The 23,378-nt window shown below is 74.4% G+C and carries 18 protein-coding genes and 1 tRNA gene; 12 read left to right on the forward strand and 7 right to left on the reverse strand.

Features of this window, described 5'->3' with window-relative positions; translation table 11 throughout:
• Positions 1-14: 14 nt before the first annotated feature.
• Entirely contained in the window at positions 15-1,829 is a 1,815-nt protein-coding gene (locus BJ968_RS17280; protein WP_179753940.1) for an ABC-F family ATP-binding cassette domain-containing protein, read from the reverse strand.
• A 335-nt stretch (positions 1,830-2,164) separates the two neighbouring features.
• On the opposite strand from BJ968_RS17280, the gene BJ968_RS17285 reads away from it, so the two are divergent.
• The gene (locus BJ968_RS17285) at positions 2,165-3,631 is read left to right on the forward strand and encodes a sugar transferase (RefSeq protein WP_425491584.1); all 1,467 of its coding nucleotides are present in this window, start codon (positions 2,165-2,167) and stop codon (positions 3,629-3,631) included.
• A 7-nt stretch (positions 3,632-3,638) separates the two neighbouring features.
• Here BJ968_RS17285 and BJ968_RS17290 read toward each other — a convergent pair whose 3' ends face one another.
• Both BJ968_RS17290 and BJ968_RS17295 read right to left on the reverse strand, forming a co-directional pair.
• Entirely contained in the window at positions 3,639-4,106 is a 468-nt protein-coding gene (locus tag BJ968_RS17290) for a MarR family transcriptional regulator (protein ID WP_179756906.1), read from the reverse strand.
• A gap of 83 nt (positions 4,107-4,189) precedes the next feature.
• The gene (locus BJ968_RS17295) at positions 4,190-4,819 is read right to left on the reverse strand and encodes a TetR/AcrR family transcriptional regulator (RefSeq protein WP_179756908.1); all 630 of its coding nucleotides are present in this window, start codon (positions 4,817-4,819) and stop codon (positions 4,190-4,192) included.
• A 96-nt stretch (positions 4,820-4,915) separates the two neighbouring features.
• Here BJ968_RS17295 and BJ968_RS17300 point away from each other — a divergent pair.
• The 5 genes from BJ968_RS17300 to pth all read left to right on the forward strand — a co-directional run bounded on the left by BJ968_RS17300 (position 4,916) and on the right by pth (position 9,030).
• Positions 4,916-4,987, forward strand: a tRNA-Gln gene (locus tag BJ968_RS17300).
• Between the two features lie 130 nt (positions 4,988-5,117).
• The gene (gene glmU, locus BJ968_RS17305) at positions 5,118-6,629 is read left to right on the forward strand and encodes a bifunctional UDP-N-acetylglucosamine diphosphorylase/glucosamine-1-phosphate N-acetyltransferase GlmU (RefSeq protein ID WP_343078092.1); all 1,512 of its coding nucleotides are present in this window, start codon (positions 5,118-5,120) and stop codon (positions 6,627-6,629) included.
• Positions 6,629-7,606, forward strand: coding sequence for a ribose-phosphate diphosphokinase (locus BJ968_RS17310; RefSeq protein ID WP_179753942.1), 978 nt, complete (start codon positions 6,629-6,631; stop codon positions 7,604-7,606). Before glmU ends, BJ968_RS17310 begins: the two co-directional genes overlap by 1 nt.
• Before the next feature lie 172 nt (positions 7,607-7,778).
• On the forward strand, positions 7,779-8,408 hold the full coding sequence (locus BJ968_RS17315) for a 50S ribosomal protein L25/general stress protein Ctc (RefSeq protein WP_179753944.1): 630 nt from the start codon (positions 7,779-7,781) through the stop codon (positions 8,406-8,408).
• Between the two features lie 25 nt (positions 8,409-8,433).
• Complete coding sequence (pth, locus tag BJ968_RS17320; RefSeq protein ID WP_179753946.1) at positions 8,434-9,030, forward strand: aminoacyl-tRNA hydrolase; 597 nt, start codon at positions 8,434-8,436, stop codon at positions 9,028-9,030.
• Positions 9,031-9,036: 6 nt separating this feature from the next.
• On the opposite strand, the gene BJ968_RS17325 is transcribed toward pth, so the two are convergent.
• The 3 genes from BJ968_RS17325 to BJ968_RS17335 form a co-directional block, all read right to left on the reverse strand.
• Positions 9,037-9,489, reverse strand: coding sequence for a DUF2867 domain-containing protein (locus tag BJ968_RS17325; protein ID WP_179753948.1), 453 nt, complete (start codon positions 9,487-9,489; stop codon positions 9,037-9,039).
• Positions 9,490-9,584: 95 nt separating this feature from the next.
• A complete protein-coding gene (locus BJ968_RS17330) occupies positions 9,585-10,844 on the reverse strand; it encodes a hypothetical protein (protein ID WP_179753950.1) in 1,260 nt (419 codons plus the stop codon).
• Positions 10,845-10,945: 101 nt separating this feature from the next.
• Positions 10,946-12,580 (reverse strand): ArnT family glycosyltransferase, encoded by a 1,635-nt coding sequence (locus BJ968_RS17335; protein WP_179753952.1) that lies wholly within the window; start codon positions 12,578-12,580, stop codon positions 10,946-10,948.
• Positions 12,581-12,983: 403 nt separating this feature from the next.
• Here BJ968_RS17335 and BJ968_RS17340 point away from each other — a divergent pair, with 403 nt between their 5' ends.
• Genes BJ968_RS17340 through BJ968_RS17355 form a run of 4 tightly spaced genes read left to right on the forward strand, consistent with a single transcriptional unit; the run spans position 12,984 to position 18,632 of the window.
• A complete protein-coding gene (locus BJ968_RS17340) occupies positions 12,984-13,943 on the forward strand; it encodes a dolichyl-phosphate beta-glucosyltransferase (protein WP_179753954.1) in 960 nt (319 codons plus the stop codon).
• Positions 13,940-15,376, forward strand: coding sequence for a glycosyltransferase family 4 protein (locus BJ968_RS17345; protein WP_179753956.1), 1,437 nt, complete (start codon positions 13,940-13,942; stop codon positions 15,374-15,376). The genes BJ968_RS17340 and BJ968_RS17345 overlap by 4 nt, the downstream gene beginning before the upstream one ends.
• Positions 15,373-17,856, forward strand: a complete 2,484-nt coding sequence (locus BJ968_RS26865) for a glycosyltransferase (RefSeq protein ID WP_179753957.1) — start codon at positions 15,373-15,375, stop codon at positions 17,854-17,856. Before BJ968_RS17345 ends, BJ968_RS26865 begins: the two co-directional genes overlap by 4 nt.
• Positions 17,853-18,632 carry a PIG-L family deacetylase gene (locus tag BJ968_RS17355; RefSeq protein WP_179753959.1) on the forward strand — a complete coding sequence of 260 codons (780 nt, stop codon included), beginning with the start codon at positions 17,853-17,855 and terminating at the stop codon, positions 18,630-18,632. Before BJ968_RS26865 ends, BJ968_RS17355 begins: the two co-directional genes overlap by 4 nt.
• On the opposite strand, the gene BJ968_RS17360 is transcribed toward BJ968_RS17355, so the two are convergent.
• The gene (locus BJ968_RS17360; protein ID WP_179753961.1) at positions 18,616-19,509 is read right to left on the reverse strand and encodes a family 16 glycosylhydrolase; all 894 of its coding nucleotides are present in this window, start codon (positions 19,507-19,509) and stop codon (positions 18,616-18,618) included. The genes BJ968_RS17355 and BJ968_RS17360 overlap by 17 nt on opposite strands.
• A gap of 307 nt (positions 19,510-19,816) precedes the next feature.
• Between BJ968_RS17360 and BJ968_RS17365 the strand changes: the two genes are divergently transcribed.
• On the forward strand, positions 19,817-21,499 hold the full coding sequence (locus tag BJ968_RS17365; RefSeq protein ID WP_179753963.1) for a glycosyltransferase family 2 protein: 1,683 nt from the start codon (positions 19,817-19,819) through the stop codon (positions 21,497-21,499).
• On the forward strand, positions 21,496-23,136 hold the full coding sequence (locus BJ968_RS17370) for a glycosyltransferase family 2 protein (RefSeq protein ID WP_218885135.1): 1,641 nt from the start codon (positions 21,496-21,498) through the stop codon (positions 23,134-23,136). Before BJ968_RS17365 ends, BJ968_RS17370 begins: the two co-directional genes overlap by 4 nt.
• The last annotated feature ends 242 nt before the right edge of the window (positions 23,137-23,378 follow it).

Genomic DNA, 23,378 nt, shown 5'->3' on the forward strand with positions numbered 1-23,378 from the left:
GCTGCGCGGGTGTCTCAGGCGACGACCTCGGACAGCTCCAGCCAGCGCTCCTCCAGCGCCGAGACCTCGCCCTCCAGCGCCTTGAGGTCGTCCGCGAGCTTCATCGTGCCCTCGTAGTCGTTCGGGTCGTGCTCGGCCATCCGGCGGTGCAGCGCGTCGATCTCGCCCGTCAGCCGGCCCAGGCGCCGCTCGGCCGCCGACATCTCCTTCTGCGCCGCCCGCAGCTCGGCGCCGCTGAGCCCCGGTCCCGCCTGCTCCTGCGACGCGGCGGCGGGTGCGGGGGAGGGGGCACCGGCGCGGGAGGCGTCGCGCAGCCGCAGGTACTCCTCGAAGCCGCCGGGCAGGTGCCGCAGCGTGCCGTCCAGGACGGCGTACTGCTGGTCGGTGACGCGGTCGACGAAGTACCGGTCGTGGGAGACGACGATCAGCGTGCCCGGCCAGGTGTCCAGGACGTCCTCCATGGCGGCGAGCATGTCGACGTCGAGGTCGTTGGTGGGCTCGTCGAGGATGAGGACGTTCGGCTCGGACAGCAGCACCAGCAGCAGGTGCAGCCGGCGCGCCTGCCCGCCGGACAGGTCCGCGACGCGGGCCGAGAGGTGCTCGCGGGCGAAGCCGAGCCGCTCCAGCAGCTGCGCGGGCGTCATCTCCTTGCCGTCGACCTGGAAGGTCGTCCTCGTGCGGGCCAGCACCTCCCGGACGCGGTCGCCGGCGATGTCGGCCAGCTCCCGGAACTGCTGGTCGAGGATCCCGACCCGCACGGTCGTGCCGGTCTTCACGCGGCCCGACGTCGGCTCGAGCGTCCCGGCGACCAGGGACAGCAGCGTGGACTTGCCCGACCCGTTGGGGCCGAGGATCCCGGTGCGCTCGCCGGGGGCGATGCGCCACTCGACGCCGCGCAGGACGTGCTTGTCGCCGTAGTCGACGGACACGTCGAGCAGGTCCACGACGTCCTTGCCCAGGCGGGCGGTGGCCAGGCGGGACAGCTCGACGCGGTCGCGCGGCGGGGGGACGTCGGCGATGAGGACGTTGGCGGCCTCGATGCGGAACTTCGGCTTGGACGTGCGGGCGGGGGCCCCGCGCCGCAGCCAGGCCAGCTCCTTCTTCATGAGGTTCTGCCGCTTGGCCTCCACGGAGGCGGCCTGCCGGTCGCGCTCGACGCGCTGCAGGACGTACGCCGCGTACCCGCCCTCGAAGGGCTCCACGACGCGGTCGTGCACCTCCCAGGTGGTGGTGCAGACCTCGTCGAGGAACCAGCGGTCGTGGGTGACCACGAGCAGGGCGCCGCCGCCGGCGGGCCAGCGCGACTTCAGGTGCGCGGCGAGCCAGGCGATGCCCTCGACGTCGAGGTGGTTGGTGGGCTCGTCGAGGACGAGCACGTCCCAGTCGCCCACGAGCACCCGGGCCAGGGCGACGCGGCGGCGCTGGCCGCCGGACAGCTCGCCGACGCGGGCGTCCCAGCCGACGTCGGCCACCAGGCCGGCGATGACGTCGCGGACCCGGGGGTCGCCGGCCCACACGTGCTCGTCGGCGTCGCCGACGACGCTGTGCCCGACGGTGGCGGCGGGGTCGAGGTCGTCGGTCTGGTCCAGCACGCCGACGCGGACGCCGCCGCGCCGGGTCACGCGCCCGGCGTCGGGTTCGGTCCGTCCCGACAGCAACCCCAGCAGGGAGGACTTCCCGTCGCCGTTGCGCCCGACGACGCCGATGCGGTCGCCCTCGTCGACGCCGAGGGTGATGGACTCGAAGACGACGCGGGTCGGGTGTTCCAGGCGGAGAGCCTCGCCGCCGAGCAGGTGTGCCACGGCACCAGGGTAGGCGCCCACGCGCATTGATCACTCTCCGTCGCCAAGGGTGACCATTGCGTCGAACGGGTGAGCCCAACCGGTCGATTCGTGCTCGGCGGGCGCGCACGCGGCTGTCACCACTTGCGTCGTTCGGGTGGCCCTCTACTACTGTCTGCCACGCACCGGTGGTCACTGCGTGGGGGCGTCCGGCCCCGGTGCCGCCCGTGGTGACCACGGGCGAGGGACCAGGTCCAGGGGGGACTTTGAGCATCAGCGACGTGCCCGGCGCCAGGACGGCGCCGGGGGAGATCGACGACCAGCTCCTCGGCACATCCCCGGCGGACGAGGCCGCTGACGCAGCGCGCCGCGAGCGCCTGCTCGTGCCCCGCCAGCGCACCGCCCTCGGCGTGGCCGAGCGCGCACCCGCCTGGCAGCGCACCTACGTGCAGAAGATCGTCGCCGTCGACGCCCTGTCGGCCGCGCTCGCCGCGTTCGTCGGCTTCTTCGCCCGCTTCAACGGCTCGCCCGCCGACCTGGCCTCGACCTCCGGCCGGGCCGTCGTCGCGTGCGCGGTCCTGCTGCCGGTCCTGTGGGTCGTCGCGATGGGCGCCCTGCGCACCTACGAGCCCCGCTTCCTCGGCGTCGGTTCCGAGGAGTTCCACCGCGTCCTGACCGCCGGCCTGGCCGTCGTGGCCCTCGTCGGCACCAGCTCCTGGGCCTTCGGGCTCGAGATCGCCCGCGGGTACGTCGTCGTGGCCTTCCCCATCGCGATCCTGCTGACCCTCGTGGGCCGCTACTCCCTGCGCCAGCAGCTGCACGCCCGCCGCTCCCGCGGCGAGGCCGGCCAGACCGTCGTCGCCGTCGGCCACCGCGCCGCCGTGGCGGGCATGGCCCGGCAGCTGCACCGCGCCAGCTACCACGGCATGCGCATCGTCGGCGCCTGCGTCCCCGGCGGCCCGGGCAGCGCCGCCGACGACGCCGAGCTGCGCGAGCTGGGCATCCCCGTCATCGGCAGCCTCGACGACGTCCGGCACGCCGTCACCACCGTCGACGCCGACGTCGTCGCCGTCACGGCCTGCCCCGAGCTCGACGGCCCGGGCCTGCGCCGCCTGGGCTGGGAGCTGGAGGCCACCCGCGCCGACCTCGTCGTCGCCCCGGCCCTGACCGAGGTCATCGGGCCCCGCGTCGCGATCCGCCCCGTCTGCGGGCTGCCGCTGCTGCACGTCGAGCGCCCCGAGCTCGAAGGAGTCCGCCGCCTGGCCAAGACGACCGTCGACCGCGTCAGCGCCGGCCTGGCCCTGGTGGTCCTCAGCCCGCTGTTCCTCGTCCTGGCCCTCGCCATCAAGCTCGACAGCAGGGGCCCGGTCTTCTTCCAGCAGCAGCGCGTCGGCAAGGACGGCAAGTCCTTCCCGATGATGAAGTTCCGCTCGATGGTCACCGACGCCGAGAAGCTGCTCATCGACCTGCGCGAGTCCACCGACGGCAACGGCGTCCTGTTCAAGATGAAGGTCGACCCGCGCATCACCCGGATCGGCCGCTTCCTGCGCCGCTACTCGATCGACGAGCTGCCCCAGCTCATCAACGTCGTCCGCGGCGAGATGTCCCTGGTCGGCCCCCGCCCGCCGCTGCAGAAGGAGGTCGACGAGTACGGCTACGACATGCGTCGGCGCCTGCTGGTCAAGCCGGGCCTGACGGGGCTGTGGCAGATCAACGGCCGCTCCGACCTCGACTGGGACGAGTCGGTGCGCCTCGACGTCCGCTACGTCGAGAACTGGTCCTTCACGTTCGACTTCATGATCCTGTGGAAGACCGCCGGGGCCGTGCTCCGCGGTCGCGGGGCGTACTGACCCCCGCTCACCGCTCGAAGGGCGCCGAGACCCGCCGCAGCAACGTGGCGAGGGCTCGGCGCTCTTCGCGTCCCAGGACGTCGAGCATGCGGTGCTCGGCCTCGACGAGGTCGGCCAGCGCGGCGTCCACGACGGCCGACCCGGCCGCGGTGAGCCGCACCCGCACGCTGCGCCGGTCGGCGGGGTCCGGGCGGCGCTCCACGAGGCCGCGGCCGGCGAGGCGGTCCACCCGGTTGGTCATCGTCCCGCTCGCCACGAGGGTCTCCACCAGCAGCTGACCGGGCGACAGCTCGTGCGGGGAGCCCGCGCGGCGCAGCGCGGCCAGCACGTCGAACTCCCACGTCTCCAGCTCGTGCGCGGCGAAGGCGTCGCGCCGCAACCGGTCCAGGTGCCGGGCCAGGCGCGCCACCCGGGACAGCACCTCCAGGGGCTCGACGTCCAGCTGCGGGGCCTCGCGCCGCCACGCGGCGACGATGAGGTCGACCTCGTCGCCGCCCGCCGCCCCACCCGGCGCCGCGTCCGGTGCTCCGCCCGGTGCCGGGTGCGGGGACCCCGTCGTCACAGCGCCCGGTCCTCGGGGTCGGCGAGCCGCGCCCGCGGCGACAGGCGCGGTTCGGGCTCCAGGGCGCTCAGCCCGTTCCAGGCCAGGTTCACCAGGTGCGCGGCGACCTCCTCCTTCGCCGGCTCGCGCGTGTCCAGCCACCACTGGCCCGTCATCGCGACCATCCCCACGAGCATCTGGGCGTACATGCCCGAGCGCTCGGGGGCGTAGCCGCGGGCCGCGAAGGCGTCGACGAGCAGGTGCTCGACCTGCCGGGCGATGTCGGAGATGAGGCTGGCGAAGGTGCCCGTCGCCTGGTGGGCCGGGGAGTCGCGCACCAGGATGCGGAACCCGTCGGTGGACCCCTCGATGTAGTCCAGCAGGGCGATCGTGGCCCGCTCCAGCAGCGTGCGGGGGGCCCCGCGGCCCGACAGCGAGCGCGTGATGGCCCCCAGCAGCGCGGCGATCTCGCGGTCCACGACGACCGCGTACAGCCCCTCCTTGCCGCCGAAGTGCTCGTAGACGACCGGTTTGGAGACACCGGCCGCGGCCGCGATCTCCTCCACCGTGGTGCCCTCGACGCCCTTGCCGGCGAACAGCGAACGGCCCACCCCGATGAGCTGCTCACGGCGCTCCCCACCCGTCATCCGGGCGCGGGGACGGGGCGGGGTCACGGGGTCATCCTGCCGGACGGGCGTCCGGGCCCCGGCGGCGAGCCTGGCAGGATGGGGGCGCATCGACCGTCCCGGGTGGTGTAACGGCAGCACGGCGGGTTTTGGTCCCGTCCAGTAGGGGTTCGAATCCTCTCCCGGGAGCTCACCCCGAGCGGGTGTCCGGACGGGCCCCCCGGGGCCGTTATCCTCGGCGTGTCCGTCGACGCCACCGGCCGGTCCGACCCCGCACCCGGGCGGACCGACCGGACGAGCCGCGAGGAGCGCGCCCCGCGTGACCACCGCCCAGCCCACCGCCGCACCCGCCACCGCACCCGCCGCCGCACCCGCCGCCCCCGTCGCCGTCGTCGTGCTGGCCGCGGGCGAGGGCACCCGGATGAAGTCCGCCACCCCCAAGGTGCTGCACCCGCTCGGGGGACGCCCCCTCGTGGGGCACGCGCTGCGCGCCGCGCGCGCCGCCGGTCCCGAGCACCTCGTCGTGGTGCTGCGGCACCAGGCCGACCGGGTGCGGGAGGCGGTGCAGGCCCAGGACCCCGCCGTCCTGGTCGCCCTGCAGGACGACGTCCCGGGCACCGGGCGCGCCGTCCAGTGCGGTCTGGGGGCCCTGCCGGCGGACCTGACGGGCACGGTGCTGGTCACCTACGGCGACGTCCCGCTGCTGTCGGGCCCGACCCTGACGCAGCTGGCGCGGGCCCACGCCGACGGCGGCAACGCCGCGACCGTCCTGACGGCCGAGCTGGACGACCCCACCGGCTACGGCCGCGTCCTGCGCGACGAGCGCGGCGTCGCCGGCGTCGTCGAGCACAAGGACGCCACCGCCGAGCAGCGCGCCGTGCGCGAGGTGAACTCTGGCATCTACGCCTTCGACGTCGCCGCGCTGCGCCCGGCGCTGGAGCGCGTCGGCCGGGACAACGCCGCCGGCGAGGTCTACCTCACCGACGTCCTGGCGATCCTGCGCGCCGACGGGGCCCGCGTGGAGGGCCTGGCGCTGGAGGACGAGTGGGAGATCCGCGGCGTCAACGACCGCGCCCAGCTCGCCGACCTCGCCGCCGAGGCCAACCGCCGCACCCTGCGCCGCTGGATGCTGGCGGGCGTCACCGTCGTGGACCCCGCGACCACGTGGGTCGACGACGACGTCGAGCTCGCCGCCGACGTCACGCTCCGGCCCGGGGTGCAGCTGCACGGCACCACCCGCGTGGCCACCGGCGCCGTCGTCGGTCCCGACTGCACCCTCACCGACGTCGAGGTCGGCGCCGGGGCGGTCGTCGAACGCACCCACGGGTCCTCCGCCGTCGTCGGCGCCGGGGCCCAGGTCGGTCCCTTCGCCTTCCTGCGCCCGGGCACCCGCCTGGGCGAGGACGGCAAGATCGGGACGTTCGTGGAGACGAAGAACGCCACCATCGGCCGGGGCTCGAAGGTCCCGCACCTGTCCTACGTCGGGGACGCCACCATCGGTGAGCACTCCAACATCGGGGCGGCGTCGGTCTTCGTGAACTACGACGGCGTCCGCAAGGCGCGCACCACCGTCGGCAGCCACGTGCGGATGGGGTCGGACAACATGTACGTCGCGCCGGTGACCGTCGGCGACGGCGCCTACTCCGGGGCCGGCACCGTGATCCGCAAGGACGTCCCCGCCGGGGCGCTCGCGATCAACGTGGCCCCGCAGCGCAACCTCGAGGGCTGGACCCTGGAGAAGCGCGCAGGAACCCCCGCGGCCGAGGCGGCGCAGCGGGCGCAGGACAACAGCTCCGACGGGGCAAGGGCCGAAGGGCAGGAGACCGACTGATGACCGGAATCACCACCACGGGCGAGAAGCGGATGGTGCTCATCTCCGGGCGCGCGCACCCGGAGCTGGCGGAGGAGGTCTCCCGCGCCCTGGGCGCCGAGCTCGTCCCGACCAGCGCCTACGACTTCGCGAACTCGGAGATCTACGTCCGCTTCGAGGAGAGCGTGCGCGGTTCGGACGCGTTCGTCATCCAGAGCCACACGGCGAACGTCAACCAGTGGATCATGGAACACCTGATCATGGTCGACGCGCTGAAGCGGGCCTCGGCCAAGCGCATCACCGTCGTCGCGCCGTTCTACGGGTACGCCCGGCAGGACAAGAAGGGACGCGGCCGCGAGCCGATCTCGGCCCGCCTCATCGCGGACATGTTCAAGACCGCCGGCGCCGACCGCCTCATGTCGGTCGACCTGCACACCGCGCAGATCCAGGGGTTCTTCGACGGTCCCGTCGACCACCTGTGGGCGCTGCCGATCCTGGCCGACCACGTCGGCAAGCGCGTCGACCGCTCCAACATCACCATCGTGTCCCCCGACGCGGGCCGGGTCCGGGTGGCGGACCTGTGGTCGGACCGCCTCGGCGCGCCGCTGGCGATCATCCACAAGCGCCGCGACCCGAACGTGCCGAACCAGGTCAAGGTGCACGAGGTCGTCGGGGACGTCGAGGGCCGCACCTGCGTGCTCGTCGACGACCTCATCGACACCGCCGGCACGATCGTGCAGGCCGCCGAGGCCCTCAAGGCCAACGGCGCCGCCGACGTCATCGCGACCGCCACCCACGCGGTGCTGTCGGGCCCGGCGGTGGACCGGCTGAAGAACTCCCCGATCTCCGAGCTCGTCGTGACGAACACGCTGCCGATCACGCAGTCGCAGCAGTTCCCGCAGCTGACGGTGCTGTCCATCGCGCCGCTGCTGGCCCGCGCGATCCGCGAGGTCTTCGACGACGGGTCGGTGACGAGCCTGTTCGACGGGCACAGCTGAGGTCCGCCCGCTCCTCCGGCGCGCTCGGCGCGCCGGAGGAGCGGGTAGACTCGTCCCCGGTTGCCTCGGCGAGGGCGGACGCGTGAGCGTCGCCGTGATCGACGCGGTGGATGGGTCGCTTCCTCTCCCGGGGCCTTCGCACGTCGTCACACCCCGAGACCAGGAGACCACCATGGCTGAGACCAAGCTCACCGCCACCAAGCGCACCAGCTTCGGCAAGGGCGCCGCACGCGCCATCCGCCGCAGCTCCCAGATCCCCGCCGTCGTCTACGGCCACGGCGAGGCGCCCCTGCACGTGACGCTGCCCGGCCACGAGACGCTGCTGGCCCTGCGCAACTCCAACGCCCTGCTGAACATCGACCTCGAGGGCCAGTCGCACCTGACCATCCCCAAGGACGTCCAGCGCGACGCCATCAAGGGCTTCATCGAGCACGTCGACCTGCTGGTCGTGCGTCGCGGCGAGAAGGTCACCGTCGACGTCCCGGTGCACCTGGAGGGCGAGGCCGGCCCGGAGACCGTCGTGCAGCAGGAGCTGACGACCCTGTCCGTCGAGGCCGAGGCCACCCACATCCCCGACGCCGTCACCGTCTCGATCGAGGGCCTGGAGGCCGGTTCGCACGTCGCCGCCTCGCAGGTCACCCTGCCCGAGGGTTCCTCCCTGGCCGGTGACCCCGAGCAGCTCGTGGTCGTCGTGACCGCCGCCGCCACCGCGGCCCAGGCCGAGGCCGAGCTGGAGGCCGCCGAGGCCGAGGCCGGCATCGTCAAGGAGGAGCACACCGAGGTCGAGGGCGAGAACGCCTGAGACCGGTCGCTGGAGGACTGACCGCGTGAGCGACGTCTGGCTCGTCGTCGGCCTGGGCAACCCCGGCGCCGAGTACGAACGCACCCGGCACAACGTCGGGCAGGTCGTGCTGGACGAGCTGGCGTCGCGCACGCGGGGTTCCTTCAAGCGGCACCGGTCCGGGGCCAGGGTCGCCGAGGTCCGCCTCGGCGTCCTGCCCGGCGGTGCCCCCGGGCCGCGGGTGGTGCTGGCCGCCCCCACGTCCTGGATGAACCTCTCCGGCGGCCAGGTCGCGGGACTGGTGAAGTACTTCGACGCCGACGTCGAGCACCTCGTCGTCGTGCACGACGAGCTGGACGTCGACTTCGGCTCGGTGCGGCTCAAGCGCGGCGGCGGCGAAGGCGGCCACAACGGTCTGCGCTCGATCTCGAAGTCGCTGGGCGACAAGGACTACGCCCGCGTCCGGGTCGGCATCGGGCGGCCCCCGGGCCGGCAGGACCCAGCCGACTTCGTGCTCAAGGAGTTCTCCAGCACGGAGAAGAAGGACCTGCCGTTCCTGGTGATGGACGCCGCGGACGCGGTCGAGAAGCTCGTCGTCGAGGGCCTCGAGGCGGCGCAGCAGAAGTTCCACGCCCCCGCCTGAGCGGTTTCAGCCGTGCCCGGCCAGGACCTTCCCCGTCCGGCGCAGCATCGACTCCACGACGGGGCCGTGCGCGAGGGCCACGGGCCGGAAGTAGAACCGCCCGCGCCGGTTCTTCAGGCGCACCGCCGTCGTGCACCGCACCCGCCCGGCCTCGACGTCGACGCCGAGCGCGCAGCGGAAGTCCAGGTGGACGTCGTCGACCGCGACGAGCGCCTCGTCGCCGGCGACCCGCACGACGCCGAACGCCTCGTGCCCGGCGCGGGGCACACCCACCAGCGGCGCCAGCGCCTGGCGGACCGCGAGGGCCGCGGCCACCCAGGGCGGGGCCGCCCGCGGGGAGAACATCGTCCGGGCCCAGACCGCGGGGTCGGCCGGGGCTCCCGCGGGCAGCGCGATCGCGTGCAGGTCGCAGTAGTCGGGCCGGGCCATGTCGTCGAACACGCAGGACGTGAACGTCATCGTCGCTCCTCGGGTGCCGCGGGGGACCGCACCGTAGCGCGCGCCCCGTCCACCCCCGCCCGCCCCCCGGTCAGCCCCCGGTCAGCGCCCGCCGGTCACGGCGCGAAGGTGCGCGCCAGGGCCCGCGCAAGGACGGGGTCGCGGTTGACCGTCACGTCGTTGAACCAGAACACGTGGCTCAGCCCCAGCGCCTTGGCCCGCTGCTGGCACAGCCGCAGCGCGGCCAGGTCCTCGGCGGAGTCGGAGGAGTTCTCCCCGCCCACGGACAGCTTCAGCGGTGCCGCGAGCCGGGCCAGGTAGGCGACGGGGGACAGGTCGCCGTCGGCGGTGCCGAACTGCGGGCCGTCCAGCCACGTCGAGTACACGACGGCCCGCACCCGGTACGTCGCCAGCCGGGCGACGAGCCGGGCGACGTCGAGGCCCTGGACGAGCTCGGAGTAGCGGACCGCCCCGCGCGACAGCGCCGCCGCGACGGCCCCGGCGACGTCACCGGGGCGCACCGCGTACGAGGGGTACAGCACGAGCAGGTCGCCGCTGAACGCCGCCGCCGTCGCCCCCACGAGGAAGTCCTGGTAGGCGGCGAGGGAGGACAGGTAGTGCTCCAGGAACCGGGCGTCCTTGGCCCGGTCGCGCGGGCAGACGCCGGGCTTGTAGCCGGGCACGGGGGAGGAGGCCTGGGCGTAGCGGCTGAACGACCACCACGAGCCGGTCCCGGTGGTGGCCTCGATCGCGCCGTGGGCGTCGCGGGGCAGCCGCAGCTCCCCCGTGAGCAGGCCGCCGACGCGGACCGCGGAGAACGTCCCGCGGCCCAGCGCCGCGCCCAGCGCCGACAGGTACGCCGCCTGGGCCGAGCGGACCTTCGGGTTCCACACGGCGTCGGGGACGTTCTCCCCGGACTCGGTGGTCGCGGTGTGCCGGGCGCCGAACTGGTCGACGAACCGCGCGTCGGGCAGGTCCAGCACCCACTGCGGCGGGTACTGCAGCCCGGTGTCCAGGACGACAGACAGGCCCTGCGCGCGGTAGGCGGCGGTGCGGGCCCTCAGCCGCGCGACGTAGCCGGCGGCCAGGGCCGCCCCCGCGACGGGCTGGGCCGCGTCCCAGGCGACCTGCAGGGTGACCGAGGTCAGGCCGGCGGCGGACAGGTCCGGTGCGGTGCGCGCGTCGGAGCCCAGGACCCCCACGACCGGCGCGGTCCGCACCGGCACGCCGGCCGCCGCGGCACCGCTCACCGTGCGCCGTCCGCCCGGGACGGCGCACGCCGCGGGTGCGCCCGTCGCCGCCAGGGCGCCGAGGACGGCGCTGGACAGACCGGTGGCCAGGAAGCGGCGCCGGTCGACGGGGATCCCTGCGAACACCCCCTGGTCCTCGGCACCGGGGGGCCGGTCTGTAGCCCCCGTCCCCCGGGCGGACCCGTGCAGGGCCGCCGTTCCCGGCCCCGTCCTCGCGCAGCGTGACGTCAGGGGACGGCCGGCAGCTCCAGGTCGTTCACCCGTCCGCTCCCACCGGTCACCGACCGCACGTCCCACAGCTGCAGACGGCCCAACGACTGACCCGTCGAGGTGAAGACCAGCGTCCCGCGCCGCTGCAGCGCCTCCAGCAGCTCCGGCGACGCCGTCCCGTACCCGCGCGAGACCAGTTCGGTGGACAGCAGCACGAAGTCGACGTGCTCGGAGGTCAGCGCCGCCGTCGTGTGCGCGCCGGACAGGTCGTGGTCGCCGAAGAGGAACTGCCCGGTCTCCTCGGTCGCCGCGATCCGCGCGTCCAGCGGCACCCGGGCGTCCAGGAAGCGCTTCAGCTGCACGTACGAGTCGTCGTGACGGCTGTGCACCGTCGCCCAGGACGTCAGCTGCACCCCCACCAGAACCCCCACGACGAGCCCGGTCGCCACCACCCGCACCCGGCTCGGGCGGGTCAGCACCAGCCCCACGAGCACCCCGAAACCCGTCGCCGACGGCGCCAGCAGCATCGAGACGTTCTGCTCCTCGAAGGTGCCGAAGCAGAAGGCGTACCCGACGTAGGCGAAGGCGCAGCCCGTCCACAGCGACGTGACGGCGCGGCCGGCGCGCACGGGGTCGTCCAGGAGCCGCCGCGTGCGCCACAGCCGCGGGAGCAGGGGCAGCAGGACCAGCGCGCAGGACACCGCACCCACCAGGGCCAGCACGACGCTGGGGGCGAACGTGCCCAGGTGCTCGGTCATGCTCGACGACGCCGACTGGGCCCCCGGCGCGTTGTACCCGGTGTGCTGGTCGAGCCCCACCAGCCGCCGCAGCCCGCTGCCCTGCTCGGTCCACCAGTCGCCCAGCTCCCCGGCCGCGGCCAGCGCCGCGAGCAGCCCCAGGTTGGCGGCGACCGCGACCCCCAGCACCGTGCCGGTGTCCCGGCGGCGGGCCAGCCGCCCGGTCACGAACAGGGCCGTCGACGGCAGGACGGACAGGAACGCGTACGGCTCCTTGCACAGCGTGCAGGCCGCGACGGCCAGCCCGGTCCCGACCAGCAGCCGCCCGCGGGGCCGTTCGCGCTGCACCACCGCGACGAGGCAGCTGGCCGCCGCGACGCTGAACAGCGTCGCGGGCGCCTCCAGGAAGACCCGGGTGTCCCAGCGGTTGGCGAAGGGGTCCAGGGCCAGCACGAGCCCGGCCAGCACCGCGGGGGTCCAGCCGGCCAGGCGGGCCACGAGCAGCGTCACCAGCGCGCACGTCACCGACCCCAGCACGGCCCCCACGGGCCGCAGGTGCAGCACCTGCGCGAACCGGTCCGGCTCGGTGATCCCGACCACGGCGAGGACCTTCTCCACGAGCGCCAGCAGCACGAAGTAGCCCGGCGGGTGCAGGTGGAAGGGGACGCCGAACATCGTCAGGCCCCCGCCGTCCGCGACGGCGGTCGCGGTGTCGGCGTAGGACACCTCGTCGATGTGGATCTCGTAGGAGGTGTCGATGCGGTGCAGCCGCGCGGCCAGCGCCACGAGGAGGACGGCGAGGGCCGGCCCGTGGGCCCGCAGCCGGGCCCAGCCGGCCGCTCGTGCCGCGGCGGCGGTGGCGCGGTGCGACCCGGGTGCGGGTCGGGACGCGCCGGCGCGCAGGGCGAGGGCCATCGGGGGTTCTCCAGCGGTGGTCGGGGCTCGGGTGTCCCGGTTCTGATCGGCCACCGGGGCGGTCTTCTCCAGCGTTCCGGGCCCGCACCCGTCCGGCGCGCGCCGGTGCCCGGACCGGCGCTGCGCCGGACGGGTGAGGGCCCCCGCGCGACCGGGTGAGGCCGGCCGCGGCGCGTGACCCGGCGCCACCCGTTCGCCACCGGCCCCGGCGCCGCTGCCGACCCGCTGGGCCGCAACGGGTCCGGTCGCACCGGCCGGCCCGCTGGCCCGGTCGGGGGAAACCGGGGCCCGAAACGCGGCCGGGACCCCTCCGGCGTTCACGGTCCGCCACCCGGCGGCCGATCCACCAGGACGTACCGGGTGCCACCGGCACCCCGCCGACCACGAAGCGAGTCCTCCCGTGATGCCCGACGTGCCCCGCGACCAGACCGGTCCACGCGCCGACGTCCTCGACGTGCCCGGGACGCCGGGCCGTCCCGCGCCCGCGGCGGTCGCCCGGGAACTGGCGGCCTTCGAGGCGCTCGCCCGCGCCAACGCCGCCATCGACACCCCCGTCGACGGGTTCGACGCCGGGGTCGACGTCGCGTCCCGCCACGGCGGGCTGCAGGACGGCCTCAGCGCCACCGACCGCCCCGCCGTCGACCTCGAGGTCGTCATCCCCGCCTACGACGAGGAGGAGCGGCTGCCCGCCACCTTGGCCGCTGCCGTCGAGCACCTGGCCGGGCTCCCGCTGACCAGCGCCGTGGTCGTCGTCGACAACGGGTCGGTCGACCGCACCTCGGACCTGGCGACCGCCGCGCGCGGTGAGGTCCCCGTCTACCTGCTGGGCTGCCGCCAGCGCGGCAAGGGCAGCGCCGTGCGCCGGGGTTTCGCCACCAGCTGCGCCCGCTGGGTCGGGTTCATGGACGCCGACCTCGCCACCCCGATGGACACCCTGGACCGGGTGCTGCCGCTGCTGGCGGACGGCGCGCCCGTCGTCATCGCCTCCCGCAACGCCGGCGAGGCCGACCGCGTCGTCAAGCAGAGCTCCTTCCGCCGCCTCGGCGGGTCGGTGTTCCGCCTCGCGGCCCGCTCCCTCCTGCCCGACGTCGCCGACAGCCAGTGCGGGTTCAAGTTCTTCGACGGCCGCGCCGTGCGCGCCGTCCTCGACGACTGCACCATCGACGGCTTCAGCTTCGACGTCGAGCTCCTCGCCCGCATGCGCCGCGCCGGCCACCCCATCGTGGAGGTCCCCGTGCTGTGGACCGACGTCCCCGGCTCCACGTTCTCGCCCCTGCGGGACGGCCTGCGCTCCTTCTCCGACACCGTCCGCATCCACCGGGCCGCGAACCGCTGGCCCACCCCCGCCGGGAGCGCCGCATGACCGTCGAGACCCGCACGCCCGCCGAGGAGGCGCTCTTCCCGTTGCAGGGCAGGCGGGTACTGCTGCTGAACTGGCGCGACCGCACCCACCCGCTGGCCGGTGGCGCCGAGGTCTACACCTGGAACACCGGTGAACGGCTCGTCGCCGGCGGCAGCGACGTGACGCTGTTCACCGCCCGGCACGAGGGCTCGGCGCGCACCGACGTCGACCGCGGCATGCGGGTCGTCCGCGGCGGCGGCACCTTCGGCGTGTACCTCGCCGCCGCCTGGTTCCTGCTCCGGCACCGCCGCGAGTTCGACGCCGTCGTCGACTTCCAGAACGGCATCCCGTTCTTCGCGCCCCTGTTCGCCGGCCGCCGGCGGGCCGTCGTGCTCGTCGTCCACCACGTCCACACCGAGCAGTTCGCCCTGCACTTCTCCTGGCCGTTCAGCCGCATCGGGCAGTTCCTCGAGGGCCCCGCCTCCCGGCGCGTCTACGGCGCCCGGCCCGTCGTCGCGGTCTCACCCTCCACCCGCCGCGACGTGCGCCGCCGGCTGCGGCTGCGCGGCCCCATCCACGTCGTCCCCAACGGCACCGCCCACGCCCCCGCCGTCCCCGCGGGGACCCGCTCGGCGACCCCGCACGTCGTCGTCGTCAGCCGCCTCGTCAGCCACAAGCGGTTCGACCTGCTCCTGGAGGCCGTGCCCGAGCTGCTCGCCGCGCACCCGGACCTGCGCGTCGACATCGCCGGCGACGGCCCCGAGCGCGCCGCGCTGCAGGCCCGCTCCCGCGAACTGGGCCTCGAGGACGTGGTGACCTTCCACGGTTTCGTCTCCGCCGCCGAGCGCGAGGCGCTGCTGGCCGCCGGCTGGGTCACCGCCGCCCCCTCCCAGGCCGAGGGCTGGGGCCTGACCGTCATCGAGGCCAACGCCGCCGGCGTCCCCGCCGTCGCCTACGACGTCCCCGGGCTGCGCGACTCCGTCGTCCCCGGCCGCACCGGCTGGATCATCCCCACCGGCAGCTCCCTGGCCGCGGGCCTGGACACCGCCCTGCGCGACCTCGCCGACCCGCGCGCCGCCGCCGCGATGGCCGACCGCTGCCGCGAGTGGGCCGGGTCGTTCTCCTGGGAGACCAGCGCCGAACGCCTCGCCGGGGTCGTCGCCGGTGAGGTCGACGCCCGGCGCGCCCGCTCGCGCCGCGAGTCCAGCGACCTGTCCGTCCTCGTCGAGGCCGACCTGCGCGGCTTCGGCGGTGACCGCGAGGCGCTGCTGACCCGGCTGCCGCAGGTCCTGCGCCGCTCCGACGAGTGGGTCGTCAAGGACGGCACCCTGCACGTCCTGCTGCACGGGTGCGACCAGGCCGTCGCCTCCGAGGTCATGGACCGGCTCGGTCTGGCGCTGTGCTCGCGGATGCGCCTGGCCACCAGCGCCGACCTGCTGACGGGGGCCCGGTGAGCACCACCGCGACCGCCCGGGGCGCCCGCGTCCTGACGATCGCCTCCCTCGTCGTGGGGGTCGTGAACTACGCCTTCTCCCTGGTCCTGACGCACGTCCTGCCCATCGCGCAGTTCGCGGTCGTCGGTGCGGGGCAGGCGCTGCTGCTGACCGCCGGGACCGTCGCCAGCACGTCCGTGTCGTGGGTCCTGGCCCAGGCGCTGCTGGAGGCGCGCTCGCGCGCCGACCGCCGCGCGGCGCTGTGGTTCTCCGTGTGCACCAACCTCGTCCTGGGGGCCGCCGGCGGCCTCGTCACGTACCTGCTGGGCACGCGCTTCGCCTCCGGCCCGGCCTGCCTGGTGCTGGCCGCCGGGGTGTTCCTGGTGTTCTGCTCCGCCACCGGCGTCGGGCTGCTGCAGGGCGAGGAACGCCTCGGTCTCCTGGGCGCCGGGCGCATCGGGGAGGTGCTGGCCAAGGTCGTCGTCGGCCTCGTGCTCGTCGTCGCCGGGGCCGGCGCCGCCGGTGCCCTGGGCGGTTTCCTCGCCGGGTCCCTGCTGCTCGTGGCCGTCGGCGTCGTCGTCGCCCGCGGCGACCTGCGCCCCGTGCGGGGCGTCCTGCGGCTGCGCCGCCTGTGGGCGCCGGCCGTCGGCGTCGTCGGGGTGCAGGGCCTCGTGGCCGTGCTCACCTCCACCGACCTCGTCCTCGTCGCCGTCCTGGCCGACGACGCCGCCCAGGCCTCGACGTACCAGGCGGCCGTGATCGTCTCCCGCGTGCCGCTGTTCGTGGCGACCGCCCTGAGCGCGTCCGTGTTCGCCGTCGTCGTCCGCGACCCCGCCGGGTCCGCGCGCGTCCTGCGCCGCACCTCGGTGGCCTACGCCCTGCTGTGCGCGCCCTACGCGGCCGCGCTGACGGTCGCGCCGTCGTCCCTGCTGGGCGTCGTCCTCCCCGCCGGCTACGCGCTGTCGGGCGTGCTGCCGTGGACGTCCGCGGCCGGGCTCGTGCTGGGCTGGGTCGTGCTGCTCGCCACCCACGTGCAGGCCCGGGCCCTGTACCGGCGGTCCGTCCTGGCCCAGACCGCGGCCCTGGCCGGGCACGTCGTGGCCCTCGTCGCCGGGTACCTCCTCGGCGGGGTCCCCGGGCTGGCCGCGGGCGCGCTCGCCGGGTTCGTCCTCACGGCCCTGGCCCTGTTCCTGGCCGTCCCCCGCACGTGGCGGCCCGCGTTCGCGCTGCCGCTGCCCGTCCTGGCCGGCTCGGTCCTGCTCGCCGCCGCCCTGCTGCCCCTGCGCCCGCACCCGGTGGCCTGGGTGCTGCTGGCCCTCGTCGTCGGGGCCGGGCTGGCGCTGCTGGGCCTGCGGGCCGTGGGCGCCCCCACGGCGGCCCCCGACGTCACCGACCCCGCGCGCCGGCTGCGGATCCTGCACCTGGGGTTCGAGGACCCCCGCAAACCCGGCTCGGGCGGGGGAGCGGTCCGCACCCGCGAGATCGACGAGCGCCTCGCCCGCGACCACGACGTCACCGTCCTGGTGTCCAGCTACCCCGGCGCCGTCGAACGCGTCGAGAACGGCGTCCGCTGGGTCCCCGTCGGGCTGCCGCTGGGCTACTTCGGCGGCATCGTCAGCTACTTCCTCGCCGTGCCGTTCGCGCTGCGCCGCTACGAGGCCGACCTGGTGGTCGAGGACTTCGGCGCCCCCGTCGGCAGCTTCCTGCCGCAGCTGTGGACGACCACCCCCGTCGTGGCCGTCGTGCAGTGGCTCGGCGCCGAGGAGAAGGCCCGGCAGTACCACCTGCCGTTCCACTGGGTGCAGAACCTCGGCGTCCGCCGGCACCGCACCCTCATCGCCATGTCCGAGGACCTCGGGGACCGGCTGCGGGACATGAACCCCGCCGCCGAGGTCGTCGTCCTGCCCAACGGCGTCGTCCGCGACGCCTTCGACGCCCGCGGGGTCCGCGGCGACGACGTCGTCTTCCTCGGCCGCCTGGAGGTGGAGCAGAAGGGGCTGGACCTGCTGCTGCCCGCCTTCGCCGCCGTCGCCGACCGGCTGCCCGGCCGCCTCGTCGTCGCCGGGGACGGCGCCGGCCGCCCCGCCGTCGCCGCGCTCGCCGCCTCCCTCGGCATCGCCGACCGCGTCGTGTTCGCCGGCCGCGTCGAGGGTGAGGCCAAGTACGCGCTGCTGGCCACCGCCCTGCTCGTGGCGATGCCCTCGCGGCAGGAGACGTTCGGGATCGTCGCGGCCGAGTCCCTCGCCTGCGGCACCCCCGTCGTGGCGTTCGAGATCCCGTCCCTGCGCGAGGTCGTCGTCCCCGGCACCGGCGTCCTCGTGCCCGCCTTCGACGTCGACGCCTACGGAGAGGCGCTGGCGGCCCTGGCCGGCGACCCCGCGACCGTCGAGGCGATGGGCCGCGCCGGGCGCGACCACGCCCGCGGCTACGACTGGGACGACGTGGCGCGCCGCCAGGACGACCTGTACCGGCGCCTCGCGACCGTGCGGGCGGGAGCGTGAGCGACGTGCACGACGACCTGCCCCCCTTCGACCTCGACGCCCACGGGCCCTCCCGGTGGATCGTCCTGTCGCCGCACCTCGACGACGGCGTCCTGTCCTGCGGGAACCTGCTGCAGGCGCTCGCCGAGCGGGGGTGGCCCGCGACCGTCGCGACGTTCTTCACCGAGTGCTCCGCGCCGCTGACGCTGTCCGCGCGGGCGTTCCTGCGCCAGTGCGGCGCCACCTCGGCGCCGCGGTTGTTCGCGGAGCGGCGGGCCGAGGACACCGACGCCGTCGCGGCGTGCGGCGCCCGCGCCCTGCACGCCGGGCTGCCCGACGCCCTGTTCCGCCGCCACCCCCGCGTCCCCGCCCTCGTCCCCGAGCTCGCCCACGTCTACCCCACGTGGAAGTTCCACCTGTCCCGCGGCGTCGTGTCCCGCCGCGACCCCGCCGTCCCCGCCGTCGACCGGCTCCTCGCCGAACTGCTCGCCGAACCCTCCGGACTGCCCACCGTGCTCGTCGCCCCCCTCGGGATCGGCGGGCACGTCGACCACGTCCTCGTGGGGGAGGCGGCCGTGCGGGCCGGCCGGCGGACGGGGCAGCGGGTCGTGCGGTACGCCGACGTGCCCTACGTGCTGGAGGCGGGGGTGCCCGCGGGGGCGACGCGGTTCGCCGTCCCGGCGGGGAAGGCCGGGGTCATCGGGCGGTACCGGAACCAGGTGGGGGCGTTGTTCCCGCGGGGCGTTCCGGAGGGGTTGCCGGACCTGCTGGTGCAACCCCTCACTCGTAGAGGCTGACCCGGTCCACGAGCATGGACGCGGTGGTGGGGGTCGTGTCGTCGGGGTACCCCGGCAACCGCCCCCCGACGGCCACGTTGAGCAGCACGTACTGCGCCGCGTCGAAGGGCCACTTCTCGTCCCCGCCCAGGTCGCTGCGGCGCACCTGACCGGTCGTCCGGCCGTCGACGGAGAAGACGACCGCGTCGGGGGTCCAGTCCGCGGCGTAGACGTGGAAGTCCTCCGACAACGGTGCGGAGACCGGTTCGGTGAGGGTCCGGTACCAGCGTTCGCCGTCGGCCCTGCGGCCGTGCACGGTCTGCAGGACCTCGGTCGCGTCGTCGATGCTCTCGACGACGTCGATCTCACCGCACGCGGGCCAGCCGACGTCCTGGATGTTCTGGCCGAGGGTCCAGGCGGCCGGCCAGATCCCCTGCCCCCGGGGAACCTTCGCGCGGACCTCGACCCGTCCGTTCGTGACGGTCCGCTTCCCGAAGGTCGTGATGCGGGCCGAGGTCCACGACGTGCCCGCGCCCGTCGTCAGCGCACGAGCCGTGATCACGAGGTTCCCCGCACCGTCGACGGCGAGGTTGGCGATGTCGTCGGTGTAGGTCTGCAGTTCCCCGTTGCCCCAGCCACCCCCGCCGTGCTCGGGCGTCCAGTTGGAGGGGTCCGGCGCAGCGCCGGCCGGCCCGTCGAAGTCGTCCTCCCACACGAGCTTCCGCGCAGGGGTCGCCGGGGGCCTCGCGCCGTCCGTGTTCCCTCCTGAGCCGCTGGTGCAGCCGCCTCCGAACAGCACGGTCGTCCCGACCAGGGCCGCCACCGCGGTGCGACGCGTCGTCGTCCTCGGGGCCACGTCGACGAGTTCGTGGGGCGGGGGACGGTGAGGGGCGGGCACGTACTCAGAGTAGGCGACTGCTGCGGAGACGGACGCGTTCGACGTCCCGAGGTGACGCTGTGCAGGTGAATACTCGCCCGCCGTTGGGCCGAGTGGGTCCGCGCCGAGTGCCGTTCGGGTCACGGCGCTTGTCGCGCGCATGCCCCGTACCTAACTTCCTGACAGCGAGGCGGTCGCCTCGAGGTTCGCTGTCGCACCGACACCGCCCCGTGGGCACGTCCCAGCGCACCCGTGCTGACCGGCAGCCTGCGCCCCGAACCGATGGAAGGCACTTCGTGAACACCACCTGCGCACGCGAGGTTCCGGCATGACCCGTCGGGGACGCCGCCTGTGGACCGCGTCGATCGTCTTCGGCGCCTCCTCCCTCCTGTTCTTCGCCACGTACTGGTTCAACCCCGACCGGCTCGTCAGCACGGGCCTGCCGCGCGGCCGCTGGCTGGAGATCACGCTCTTCGTGCTGTTGTCCGCGGTGATCTGGCACCGCATCGTCATGGACGCGCTGAGCCACGTCCTGGCGGCGACCGTCCGTCCCGAGGTGGTCCGGCCGGCGCTGGAACCCGGTCGCCGGGTCGCCTTCATCACGACCTTCGTCCCCGGCAGCGAGCCGATCAGCATGCTGGAGAACACCCTGCGGGCCATGCAGGCCGCGGACTACGAGCACGACACCTGGGTCCTGGACGAAGGTGACGACGACTCGGTCAAGGCCCTGTGCCGGGAACTGGGCGTCCACTACTTCACGCGGTCCGGTCACCCGGAGTGGAACACAGACGGCGGGGTCTTCGCGGCCCGGACCAAGGGCGGGAACCACAACGCCTGGTACGCCGCCCACGGCAGTCGGTACGACTTCGTCGCCCAGATCGACACGGACTTCACCGTCCGCACGGACTTCCTCACCACCACGCTGGCCGAGTTCCACGACCCCGACGTGGCCTGGGTCGTGACCCCCCAGATCTACGGGAACACCGGTTCCTTCGTGGCCAGGGCCGCGGCGCAGCAGTTGTACTCCTTCTACGGCTCGGTGCTGCGGGGTCTGAGCGGGCAGCGTCGTGCGCTCATGCTCGGCGCCAACCACGTGGTGCGGGTCGCCGCGCTGCAGGCCGAGGGGTTCTACGAGGGGCACCTGACGGAGGACCTCGCCACCGGGATCAAGCTGCACGCGGCCGGCTGGAAGAGCACGTACGTCCCGCAGCCGCTGGCCATCGGTGAGGGACCCACCACCTGGCTGGCCTACGTCAACCAGCAGATGCGCTGGGCCTTCGGCTGCTTCGACATCCTCGCCCGCATCACCCCCGGACGACTGCGGAGCCTGGACTGGCCGGGCCGGATCCTCTACCTCTGGTTGCAGCAGAACTACTTCAGCGGTGTGGCCTTCGTGGTCGGTGCGGCGCTGCTGCTGTTCTACTTCGTCTCCGGCATCGCCTCGGCGGACATCGAGCTCCTGCCGCTCGTCGTCGCGTACGGTCCGTACCTGGTGTGGCGCAACGTCCACAACTGGTTCATGAACCGCCTCAACGTCCGGCCGGGGATCGAGCGCGGGGTCATGCTGCCCGGACGGCTGATCGGCATCTTCGTCCAGCCGGTCTACTTCCTCGCGTTCGTCGGGGTCGTCCGCGGCAAGCGGCTGTCGTTCAAGGTGACGCCGAAGGGCGGCCGGGGTGGAGCCGGGAGTTCCCTCGCCGTGTTCCGGCCGCAGGTGGCGCTGGCCACCGTGATGGCCCTCGGGATCGGGGTCGGGGTGACGCTCGGGAACGTGGCGTGGGCCCTGCTCGGCTGGGCGGTCGTCATCGTCGTGTCCATGCTCGCCGTGCCGTTGATGGAGACCGTCCCGGCCGCGCTGCGTGCGCTCGCCCGGCTGCAGGTGCCTGGGATCACCGTGGCCGTCCCCCGGCCCCGCGTGGTCGACGTGGCCGACGTCCCCGCCCCGCGTCCCGCGGCCGCTCCGGTGGTCATCGACCTGACCGCCGTCGAGGTCGCCGAGGCGCGTCCGTGACACCAGGGGCGAGGGGGGCGACGCTCACCGTGGCGCCCCGCGGCACGGAGGTCCAGGGGTACCTCCCGTCGCCCCCGGACGACGCGGAGAAGCAGTGGTACATGGGCCGGCAGCACCGGTGGCTCCTCGTGGTGCAGGCGCTGTCGTTCACGATGATCGCCTACTCGCTCGTCGCCTTCGCCACCTCCCGGGTGTGGACGTCGATCCTGCTCGTCCCCGTGGTGCTGTACGCGCTGACCCAGGTGGTGTCGCTGAGCTCGTCGCTGCGGGGCAAGCGCACCAGCCGGTCGGACCACGCAGCGAGGGTCGCCGCGTACCGTCCGGACGCCCACCCGTCGGTGGACGTCTTCCTCCCCTCGGCCGGGGAACCGGTCGAGCTCATCGCCAACACCTTCCGCCACGTGGCCGCGCTCCAGTGGCCGGGACGGCTCACGGTGGTGGTCCTGGACGACAGCGACCGGTCCCACGTCGCGGCCCTGGCGCAGGCCCACGGTTTCCGCTATGAGGTGCGACCGGACAGGGGGCACCTCAAGAAGGCCGGGAACCTCGGCCACGGGTACCGGGTGACCGACGGTGACCTGATCGCGGTCTTCGACGCCGACTTCGTCCCGCGTCCGGACTACCTCCACGAGCTGGTGCCGTACTTCGAGGAACCCTCGGTGGGCATCGTGCAGAGCCCGCAGTTCTTCGACACCCACACGTCGCTGGGGTGGTTGCAGCGGTGCGCCGGCGCGACCCAGGAACTCTTCTACCGCTGGATCCAGCCCGCCCGGGACCGCTCGAACGCGGCGATCTGCGTGGGGACGTGTGCCGTCTACCGCAGGGCCGCCCTCGAGCGCTCGGGCGGGTTCGCCCAGATCGGTCACTCCGAGGACGTGCACACCGGTGTCAACCTGCTGCGCGTCGGGTTCCACGTGCGTTACGTGCCGATCCTGGTGAGCAAGGGCGTCTGCCCGGACAGCCTGTCCGGCTTCCTGAACCAGCAGTACCGGTGGTGCACGGGGTCGATGTCCTTGTTGATGGACCGCAGCTTCCACCGCGAACCGCACATCACCTTCCGGCAGCGCCTGTGCTTCTGGTCCGGGTTCCTCTACTACGTCAGCACGGGCGTCAACGCCACGTTCGCCCTCGTGCCGGCCATCGCGATGGTCCTCCTGTTCCCGTCGATGGTCCACCCGGTCAACAGCGTCTGGCTCCTGGGGAGCCTGGTCCTGTGGCTGGTGCTCCTCCCGGTCGTCTTCAGGAGCAGGTGGCGCCTGGAGGTCCTGAGGGTCCAGCTCCTCTACTCCTTCGCCCACGCGGTGGCGATCTTCCACGTCGTCCGCGGCCGCACGCGCGAGTGGGTGCCCACCGGTGCAGCGGGCAGGGGAGCGGCGCCGCTGGCCTCGCAGATCCTCCGTCTTGCCAAGGTGTGGATCACCGTCAGCCAGCTGCTGCTGTGGACGGGGCTGATCCACGGTGCGCTGACCCACGGTCTCGGGGAGTGGTGGGCCGTCCTGACGCTGAACCTCGTCACCGCGTACGTGCAGCTCCCCGTCCTGTGGCAGCGGACGTCGCCCCCGGTCCCGGTGGACCGTGCGCACCTGCCCCGTCCCCGCCGTCCCGAGGCCCGCACCATCGACCTGCGGGCGTCCTGACGACGAGTTCGACGTCGCACCGCGACGCCCTCGAACTCCCGCGCCGCGCCGGTGCTCCGGCGTGGTCCGTCCATCCCAGCCCCACCCCGGTGGGTCCTCGAGAAGGGTGCGTGCGCACCGTGCGACCAACCGACCCGTCGGGCTCCCGGACGTCCCCGGGCACACCGCCTCCCCCCAGGTCCGTGCGACGCGGCGGTGACGAGTGAGCGGCCCCACCGCGGCAGCCGTCACCCGGCCGACGG

It is taken from the genome of Kineococcus aurantiacus (assembly GCF_013409345.1).
Lineage (GTDB): Bacteria > Actinomycetota > Actinomycetes > Actinomycetales > Kineococcaceae > Kineococcus > Kineococcus aurantiacus.

Excerpts from the sequence above, each read along its gene's own strand:
- BJ968_RS17280 (WP_179753940.1), bottom strand. The coding sequence starts at position 1,829 with ATGCGCGTGGGCGCCTACCCTGGTGCCGTGGCACACCTGCTCGGCGGC.
- BJ968_RS17295 (WP_179756908.1), bottom strand. The coding sequence starts at position 4,819 with ATGACGGGTGGGGAGCGCCGTGAGCAGCTCATCGGGGTGGGCCGTTCG.
- BJ968_RS17310 (WP_179753942.1), top strand. The coding sequence starts at position 6,629 with ATGACCGGAATCACCACCACGGGCGAGAAGCGGATGGTGCTCATCTCC.
- BJ968_RS17315 (WP_179753944.1), top strand. The coding sequence starts at position 7,779 with ATGGCTGAGACCAAGCTCACCGCCACCAAGCGCACCAGCTTCGGCAAG.
- BJ968_RS17325 (WP_179753948.1), bottom strand. The coding sequence starts at position 9,489 with ATGACGTTCACGTCCTGCGTGTTCGACGACATGGCCCGGCCCGACTAC.
- BJ968_RS17335 (WP_179753952.1), bottom strand. The coding sequence starts at position 12,580 with ATGGCCCTCGCCCTGCGCGCCGGCGCGTCCCGACCCGCACCCGGGTCG.
- BJ968_RS17340 (WP_179753954.1), top strand. The coding sequence starts at position 12,984 with ATGCCCGACGTGCCCCGCGACCAGACCGGTCCACGCGCCGACGTCCTC.
- BJ968_RS17345 (WP_179753956.1), top strand. The coding sequence starts at position 13,940 with ATGACCGTCGAGACCCGCACGCCCGCCGAGGAGGCGCTCTTCCCGTTG.
- BJ968_RS17365 (WP_179753963.1), top strand. The coding sequence starts at position 19,817 with ATGACCCGTCGGGGACGCCGCCTGTGGACCGCGTCGATCGTCTTCGGC.